This is a genomic window from Aedoeadaptatus nemausensis (assembly GCF_903819165.1).
Lineage (GTDB): Bacteria > Bacillota > Clostridia > Tissierellales > Peptoniphilaceae > Aedoeadaptatus > Aedoeadaptatus nemausensis.
In genome coordinates this window covers 1-4,138 of sequence record NZ_CAIJCS010000024.1, presented here as the reverse complement: position 1 = coordinate 4,138, position 4,138 = coordinate 1, and the positions used below count along the sequence as shown (strand labels likewise).

Sequence of the window (4,138 nt, the reverse complement as noted above, 5' to 3'; positions counted from 1 at the left end):
CAACGGCTACCGTCCCCAATTCTACTTCAGAACCACCGACGTAACCGGCGACATCACCCTACAAGACGGCGTAGAAATGGTTATGCCCGGCGACAACGCTACCTTTAAAGTAGAACTCATTACCCCCGTCGCAATGGACGAAGGCTTACGCTTCGCTATCCGCGAAGGCGGCCGCACCGTTGCTTCCGGTGTAGTATCCAAAATCGTAGAATAAGAGAAATAAAGAAGAGACGCGAGAGCGTCTCTTTTTTTGTGCTCATCAAAAAGACGATGCACACGCCATGTGCAATGTAGGGGCGAGCCTGCTCGCCCCTACGGGAGCGTAAGGTGAGGCTCATGTGTAGGGGCGAGCTGAAGCCCTGGCCCGAAATCTCTGATTTCGTGGCAGGTCTCATGTCAAGAATCTCCAAGAAGCCGAGCGAAGCGACGGCTGATTGGGTAGATTCGACGGCCGCTCGCCCGCCAGGGGTATGGGGATATAATTGCTTTTTTAAAAAATAACCTATCCTTTAAAAACAAACCATTCATTCAAAAAAAAATTCCGGGGAAAGGAATAGGGCGTTGCGATTCGCCCTCTCCCTTTCCCCGGGCCCCAATCCCTTCCACCCTAACGCTTTTTAGCGGTGCGAAGCCCTAACGGGCTTCGATTCCTATGGGGCTGTGTCGCGGAAGATATTCTCTAAATTGGTTTTTTATCGTTCCACACATACGACGGGCGAGCAGGGCTCGCCCGCACGGGATATGCGAATATATTCCCCCGACAGAAACACGTATCTTCCGTATGAATGCCATATGATGCGGAAAATGCCGCAGGTATTTTCTTCTCATCAAAAAGCCGGCCAGAAAGGAGGTAGGGGCTCGCGGGGAAGGGGGAAATGCGGCCTTCGCCTCTGAGCCCTTTCCCCCTTCCCCGCGAAGAGATTATTCGGGTTGTGAAGAACCGATTCAAAATCAATAGATTCTGGTGAAGCCCAATGTAGGGGCGGGCCTGCCCGCCCGCAAGGGCTATGCGAAGCAGTAAGCCCGATTAAAATCAAACATTTCCGATGAAACAAAACACAAGAAGCCCCTTCCTCCTTTCCCTCTCACTCAAAACCCACTATAATAAAGCTAATAAGAAAGGAGCTGCCATGAACATTACCTTAACCCCGTCGCCCATGGCGGGGCACATCACCTTGCCCCCGTCGAAATCCGTCGCCCACCGCCACTTTTTCCTGGCGGCCCTTTCCGGCAAACCGGCGCAATTTAAAATCGCCACACTTTCAGACGATCTCCGCGCCACCCTGAACGCCGTCGGCGCACTGGGTATGGAGCATCACATAGAAAAAGGCGTACTCCGCCTCATGCCAAAAAACAAGCAAACAAAAGCGACCGTAGATTGCATCGAAAGTGCCAGCACCCTGCGCATGGCCATGATGATCCTTCCCACACAAATCCCTGACATCCGCTTTACGGGAAAAGCGAGCCTCTTCGCTCGCCCCATGGACGAGGGCATTACCTACCTAAAAAACCGGGGAGTAGAGGTGCACATAGAAAAAGACGCCATCATCACCCGAAACACCTACACACCTGAAAGCACCGCCATGAGCGGAAAAATCACGAGCCAATTTATCACCGGCGCCATGCTGGCGGCGACGACGGCGAGTGAACCGGTCACCATTACCGTGAGAGAAAAAACATCCGCCCCCTATCTCCACATGACGGAAGAAATCATCAAAGAATGGAGCATCCGAATAAAAGGCGACATCATCTGCTCCGGCGAACTCACGGCCCCGGCACCCCTTATCACCATCGAAGAAGACAGAAGCCACGCCGCCTACTTTCACGCCGCCAACGCCCTCGGGGCGGAGATCATCATGAAAAACATAAGCGGCGAAAGCCTCCAGGGAGACGACGCCTTCCCCGAACTTCTCCGCCAAATGAAAGAGGGAAAGACGGTGGACCTGACGTTCCATCCCGACCTCCTCATGCCCCTGGCCGTCGCCGCCACGAAAACCGGCGGCGTCATGACGGGTGTGGAACGGCTGCGCTACAAAGAGAGCGATCGCATCGCCACCACACGGGAAATGCTCACGGCCCTCTCCATCGAAAGCAGCTATGAAAGCGACATCTTTACAGTGAGTCCGGGGCGAGTGAAAGGCGGCACAATCCATACCGGGGGAGACCACCGCATCGCCTTCGCCGCCGCCATCCTCGCAAGCGTCGCCGACGGGCCGGTGACCGTTATGGAGAGCCAATGCGTGGAAAAAAGCTGGCCCGACTTTTGGAACACTATAAAAACCTTGGGAGAAGACAACAGATAACAGAAAAGAGGTAACCTTGTCTACCTACGGAAAAAACATCACCCTCACCCTCTTTGGAGAAAGTCACGGAAAAGGCGTGGGCGCCCTCGTCACGGGCCTGCCCGCCGGCGAACCCGTAGATGAAGACGCCATTAAATGCGCCATGAACCGTAGAAAGCGGGGCGGATCCTACGCCACATCCCGAACGGAACCCGACGAAGTGAACATCCTCTCCGGAGTTTATAAAGGCCACACCACCGGTGCGCCCCTGGCCCTTTGGATCGAAAACAAAAACCAGAAGAGCGACGATTACGCCGACATGCCCTTTCGCCCGGGCCACGCCGATTACACCGCCCACGTAAAATACGGAGGATTCGACGACCCGAGAGGCGGCGGATATTTTAGCGGCAGACTCACCGCGCCCCTTACCGCCGCAGGGAACATCCTCATCCAAATCCTGAACCGCCGGGGCATAAACATCACGAGCGAAATCGAAGAAATCGGCGGGGAGCGGGAACCGGAGAAAATAAAAGCCGTACTCGAAGAGGGGAAAAAAACAAAAGATAGCGTCGGCGGAATCGTCACGATTTCCATCAAAGGCGTTCCCGCAGGAGTAGGCGGCCCCAGATTTAATAGCCTTCAGAGCGAACTGGCGCGTGCAATTTACGGCGTGGGCGCCGTGAAAAGCGTGGCCTTCGGCAGTGGAGAAGAGGCGAGCCGGCTCAAAGGATCGGAACAAAACGACCCCTATTATATAGAAGAAAACCGAATTCGCACCGAGACAAATAACGCCGGCGGCATACTGGGCGGCATTACCAACGGTGAAGAAATCGCCATTCGCGTCGCCGTCAAACCCACCCCCTCCATCGGAAAAACACAACACACCGTGAACCGAAAAGGGGAAGAAGTAGAATACGCCATCGAAGGGCGCCACGACACCGCCCTCGTCTTGCGGATCCCCGTGGCATTGGAAAGCGCCGCTGCCTTCGCCGTCGCCGATAGCCTAATCACCGCATGGGGCGATATCGGCTTTCGCGAAATGAAAAGAGAGGAAGAACAATGAAAAACATCGTCATCATCGGCATGCCCGGCGTGGGGAAAACCAGCGTCGCCGACGCCATCGGCAACATGACCGAACTTAAAGTCATCGACATCGATCGGGAAATCGAAAGAGAACACGGGCCCATCCCCGAAATCTTCAGCAAGAAAGGAGAGCCGCACTTCCGCGCCCTGGAAAAAGAAGCCGTGGCGCAGGCGGCGAAAGAAAAGGGCGCCGTCATCGCCACCGGCGGCGGCAGCGTGCTGGACGAAGAAAATGTCCATGCCCTTCAGGAGACAGGCACAATCTACTGGATCAGAAGACCCTTGGAAGAACTGGCACAAAACGGCAGACCCCTTTCCGCCGGGGGAATGGATGCCCTTGAGGCCCTTTGGGAAAAAAGGAAGGGGCTTTATGCGGGAGCCGCCCATAGCGAACTCCCCAATATTACTATCGAAGGAACGGCAGAAGAGATTTTAAAAAGACATGGGCAGAGATAAAGCCCATGTCTTTTTGAAATCATACGGAAAACTTCTTTTGAATCAAAATGGATTTACCTTAAAAGACGTTTTTAATATTTTTGCGGAAGATTGTTTCTTGAGAAGTAATTCATTCATTCAAAAACTTTTTCCGGGGAAAGGGATAGGAAATTTCAATGCTTCCTTAAAACTGACCCAAAAAACATTTTTTAAATCGGTTTCATACAACCCGAAAAACTCTGTCGCGGGGAAGGGGAAAGGGCTCAGAGGCGAAGGTAACCCGGTCCCCAAGATTTGGACATTTCCCCTACCTTAATCGTGTATAATTCAAATAAGGA

At 53.6% G+C, this 4,138-nt stretch carries 5 protein-coding genes; all 5 read left to right on the top strand.

The annotated features are described in order from the left end of the window. Positions 1-214, top strand: a 214-nt coding sequence (locus tag PEPTYR26121_RS07185) for an EF-Tu C-terminal domain-related protein (RefSeq protein ID WP_484456023.1), incomplete at its 5' end; no start/stop codon positions are given. Positions 215-1,130: 916 nt separating this feature from the next. Continuing rightward, positions 1,131-2,303, top strand: coding sequence for a 3-phosphoshikimate 1-carboxyvinyltransferase (locus PEPTYR26121_RS07180; RefSeq protein WP_180500619.1), 1,173 nt, complete (start codon positions 1,131-1,133; stop codon positions 2,301-2,303). A 16-nt stretch (positions 2,304-2,319) separates the two neighbouring features. Beyond that, positions 2,320-3,345 (top strand): chorismate synthase, encoded by a 1,026-nt coding sequence (locus PEPTYR26121_RS07175; RefSeq protein ID WP_180500617.1) that lies wholly within the window; start codon positions 2,320-2,322, stop codon positions 3,343-3,345. Beyond that, positions 3,342-3,821 (top strand): shikimate kinase, encoded by a 480-nt coding sequence (locus tag PEPTYR26121_RS07170; RefSeq protein ID WP_180500615.1) that lies wholly within the window; start codon positions 3,342-3,344, stop codon positions 3,819-3,821. The genes PEPTYR26121_RS07175 and PEPTYR26121_RS07170 overlap by 4 nt, the downstream gene beginning before the upstream one ends. After that, positions 3,808-4,116 (top strand): hypothetical protein, encoded by a 309-nt coding sequence (locus tag PEPTYR26121_RS07165; protein WP_180500613.1) that lies wholly within the window; start codon positions 3,808-3,810, stop codon positions 4,114-4,116. Before PEPTYR26121_RS07170 ends, PEPTYR26121_RS07165 begins: the two co-directional genes overlap by 14 nt. Positions 4,117-4,138: the final 22 nt, after the last annotated feature.

Coding starts and splice junctions, on each gene's coding strand:
- PEPTYR26121_RS07165 (WP_180500613.1), top strand. CDS start 3,808: ATGGGCAGAGATAAAGCCCATGTCTTTTTGAAATCATACGGAAAACTT.
- PEPTYR26121_RS07170 (WP_180500615.1), top strand. CDS start 3,342: ATGAAAAACATCGTCATCATCGGCATGCCCGGCGTGGGGAAAACCAGC.
- PEPTYR26121_RS07180 (WP_180500619.1), top strand. CDS start 1,131: ATGAACATTACCTTAACCCCGTCGCCCATGGCGGGGCACATCACCTTG.